General features: G+C 68.8%; 3 protein-coding genes. All 3 read left to right on the top strand.

Features of this window, described 5'->3' with window-relative positions:
- The coding region (locus tag ESO86_RS12775) for a ComF family protein (protein ID WP_277985229.1) at window positions 1-322 on the top strand (322 nt) is incomplete at its 5' end.
- A gap of 105 nt (window positions 323-427) precedes the next feature.
- Complete coding sequence (gene hpf / locus ESO86_RS12780) at window positions 428-1,138, top strand: ribosome hibernation-promoting factor, HPF/YfiA family (RefSeq protein WP_129235369.1); 711 nt, start codon at window positions 428-430, stop codon at window positions 1,136-1,138.
- Window positions 1,139-1,319: 181 nt separating this feature from the next.
- The coding region (gene secA / locus ESO86_RS12785) for a preprotein translocase subunit SecA (RefSeq protein WP_129235370.1) at window positions 1,320-4,019 on the top strand (2,700 nt) is incomplete at its 3' end.

The raw sequence follows: 4,019 nt of genomic DNA on the forward strand, positions 1-4,019 counted from the left end.
GCGGTGGGCTCGCGGCTACGACCCGGTGCGGACGCTCGTGAGCCGGGCGGGGTTCGCGCCCGCGGACGTGCTCAGGGCGCTCGACCGCGTGGATCAGGCGGCGCTCGGTCGAGAGGCCCGGCGCGCCAACTCCGACGGCTCGTTCGCCGCCCCGCGCACCCTCGCCGGACGGCGGTTCCTGCTCGTCGACGACATCGTGACGACCGGATCGACACTCGCCGACGCGACTCGGGCGATCCATGCGGCGGGGGGATCGGTGGACGCGATCTCGGTGCTCGCCCAGACCCGCCTGCGAATCGTCCGAGGAGATCCGGACGCGTGAGCATCCACCCGTGACATCCGTGACCTCGGGGGCTACGGTGTCAGGACAGGCGTGGTCGCACCACCCCTTCAGAACCGGGTGACACGCCGGTGGATGGAGGTTGACATGGAACTGAACATCGTCGGACGCAACCTGGAAGTGACCGATCGATTCCGCGCCTACGCGGCCGAGAAGGCCGAGAAAGTCTCCAGCCTGTCCGACCGAGCCATTTCGCTCGACATCAAGGTCAGCCGTCACAACGAGAAGAACGGCAACAACTCCGGCCTGGACCGGGTCGAGCTCACCCTCGTCGGAAAGGGCCCGGTGGTCCGGGCCGAAGCCGACGGGGCCGACAAGTACGCGGCGCTCGATGTCGCGCTCGGGAGGCTCCTCGAGCGGATCCGCCGCGCCAAGGACCGACGGAAGGTCCACCGAGGCGGCAGCCGCCGGCCGACCTCGCTCCGCGAGGCCACCGACGCGGGCTTCGCCGACATGGGCGTGCAGGCCGCGGACGTCGAGATCCTCGAGAAGGTCCGCACCGGCAACATCCCGGTGGTGGGCGAGGAGCCCGCGGCCGAGGAGGACGAGGACTACTCGCCCGTGGTGATCCGCCGCAAGGTCTTCGCAGCGACTCCCATGACCGTCGACGACGCGCTGTACCACATGGAGCTCGTCGGCCACGACTTCTACCTCTTCATCGACTCGGAGAACCATCGGCCGAGCGTCGTGTACCGCCGGAAGGGCTGGGACTACGGCGTGATCGGCCTCGACGAACACGCCCAGGCCGACCAGGCCGAGGCGGCCGAAGCACTCGGGCTCGCACGCACGAGCGCCTGACCCGCCTCCACCGACCCGCGACGGCCCCGGGGCGGCACGCGTCGCGCGTGCGCCCGGGGCCGTCGCCCAGTCCACTGCCCAGTAGCATGGCTATGATGACCGTCGGCAAGGCGGATCCTCCGGCGTGCGCGGGTGCCCCACCCCGACGTCGCACGCCTGAACGACAACGGGAGAGCAGTTCGTGGCTTCGATTCTGGAAAAGGTCCTCCGCGTCGGCGAGGGTCGCACACTCAAGCGGCTCGAGAACTACGCCGCCGCGATCAACGCCCTCGAAGACGACTTCCGGGCGCTGAGCGACGAGGAGCTCAAGCACGAGACCGTCGAGCTCCGTGAGCGCTACGGCAACGGCGAGTCGCTCGACGACCTCCTGCCCGAGGCGTTCGCCGCGGTCCGCGAGGCGAGCCGACGCACCCTGGGCCTGCGCCACTTCGACGTGCAGCTCATGGGCGGCGCCGCACTCCACCTCGGCAACATCGCCGAGATGAAGACCGGTGAGGGCAAGACGCTCGTGGCGACGACCGCGGCCTACCTCAACGCGCTCACGAGCCGGGGCGTGCACATCGTCACGGTCAACGACTTCCTCGCGAGCTACCAGTCCGAGCTCATGGGCCGCGTCTTCCGCGCCCTCGGCATGACGACCGGATGCATCGTGGCGGGCCAGACCCCCGCAGTGCGCCGCGAGCAGTACGCGGCCGACATCACGTACGGCACGAACAACGAGTTCGGCTTCGACTACCTGCGCGACAACATGGCGTGGCAGGCGGGCGACATGGTCCAGCGCGGCCACTACTTCGCGATCGTGGACGAGGTCGACTCGATCCTCATCGACGAGGCGCGGACGCCGCTCATCATCTCCGGTCCGGCGTCGGGCGAGGCGAACCGCTGGTTCACCGAGTTCGCCAACCTCGCCAAGCGGCTCGTCCCGGGCGAGGACTACGAGGTCGACGAGAAGAAGCGCACCGTCGGCGTGCTCGAGCCGGGGATCGAGAAGGTCGAGGACTACCTCGGCATCGACAACCTGTACGAGTCCGCGAACACGCCGCTCATCTCGTTCCTGAACAACTCCATCAAGGCGAAGGCGCTGTTCAAGAAGGACAAGGACTACGTCGTGATGAACGGCGAGGTGCTCATCGTCGACGAGCACACGGGTCGCATCCTCGTCGGCCGACGCTACAACGAGGGCATCCACCAGGCGATCGAGGCGAAGGAGGGCGTCCAGGTCAAGGCCGAGAACCAGACCCTCGCGACCGTCACGCTGCAGAACTACTTCCGCCTGTACGACAAGCTCTCCGGCATGACCGGTACCGCCGAGACCGAGGCGGCCGAGTTCATGTCGACGTACAAGCTCGGCGTCGTGGCGATCCCGACGAACCGGCCGATGGTCCGCATCGACCAGCCCGACCTCGTCTACAAGAACGAGGAGGCCAAGTTCGCCCAGGTCGTCGAGGACATCGTCGAGCGGCACAAGAAGGGCCAGCCCGTCCTCGTGGGCACGACGAGCGTCGAGAAGAGCGAGTACCTCTCGCGCCTGCTCGCCAAGAAGGGCGTGCGGCACGAGGTGCTGAACGCCAAGAACCATGCGCGCGAGGCCGCGATCGTCGCGCAGGCGGGACGATACGGCGCCGTCACCGTCGCGACGAACATGGCGGGCCGCGGAACCGACATCATGCTGGGCGGCAACGCCGAGTTCATCGCCGTGCAGAAGATGCACGAGCGCGGGCTCAGCCCCGTCGACACCCCGGATGAGTACGAGGCGGCGTGGGACGAGGTCTTCGAGAAGATCAAGTCCGAGACCGCGGGCGAGGCGGAGAAGGTCCTCGACGCGGGCGGGCTGTACGTGCTCGGAACCGAGCGCCACGAGTCGCGACGCATCGACAACCAGCTGCGCGGTCGTTCCGGCCGCCAGGGCGACCCCGGCGAGAGCCGCTTCTACCTCTCCCTCACCGACGACCTCATGCGGCTCTTCAACGCGGGCGCGGCCGAGAGCCTCATGTCGCGAGGCGTCCCCGACGACGTCGCGATCGAGTCCAAGGTCGTCACGCGTGCCATCCGCTCCGCGCAGTCGCAGGTCGAGGCGCGCAACGCCGAGATCCGCAAGAACGTCCTGAAGTACGACGACGTCCTGAACCGGCAGCGTGAGGCGATCTACTCGGACCGTCGGCACATCCTCGAGGGCGACGACCTGCACGACCGGGTCCAGAGCTTCCTCGAGCAGGTCATCGACGAGGTCCTCGACGAGCACACCGCGGGGAGCAGCCCCGACGAGTGGGACTTCGACGCCCTGTGGGCCGAGCTCAAGACGCTCTATCCGATCGGCATCACGATCGACGAGGTCGTCGCCGAGGCGGGCGAGAAGGGGCGCGTCAACCGCGACTTCGTCCGGCGCGAGATCCTCTCCGACGCCAAGCTCGCGTACGAGCGCCGCGAGCAGCAGCTCGGCAGCCCCGCGATGCGCGAGCTCGAGCGCCGGGTGGTGCTCTCGGTCATCGACCGTCGCTGGCGGGACCACCTCTACGAGATGGACTACCTGAAGGACGGCATCGGCCTCCGCGCGATGGCCCAGCGCGACCCGCTCGTGGAGTACCAGCGCGAGGGCTACGCGATGTTCCAGCAGATGATGGGTTCGATCCGCGAGGAGACCATCGGGTTCCTCTTCAACCTCGAGGTCGAGGTCGCGCCGCAGGCGGGCGTCGCCGGCCCGCGCATCGAGGCGAAGGGGCTCCAGCGGCCGACCGCGCCCGAGGAGAAGCTCAGCTACACGGCCCCGAGCGATTCCGGTGGGGTCGAGGTCCGCAACCAGCGCGGGCAGCTCCAGCAGGCCGCGACCCAGCGCGCCCGCCGTGCCGTGGCCCAGCAGTCCGCCGAGCCGCAGCAGCCGCAG

The sequence above is a fragment of the Agromyces binzhouensis genome (genome assembly GCF_004135055.1).
GTDB classification, from domain to species: domain Bacteria; phylum Actinomycetota; class Actinomycetes; order Actinomycetales; family Microbacteriaceae; genus Agromyces; species Agromyces binzhouensis.

What these genes read in the sequence shown, in the direction of transcription:
- hpf (WP_129235369.1), top strand. Translation starts at nt 428, where the DNA reads ATGGAACTGAACATCGTCGGACGCAACCTGGAAGTGACCGATCGATTC.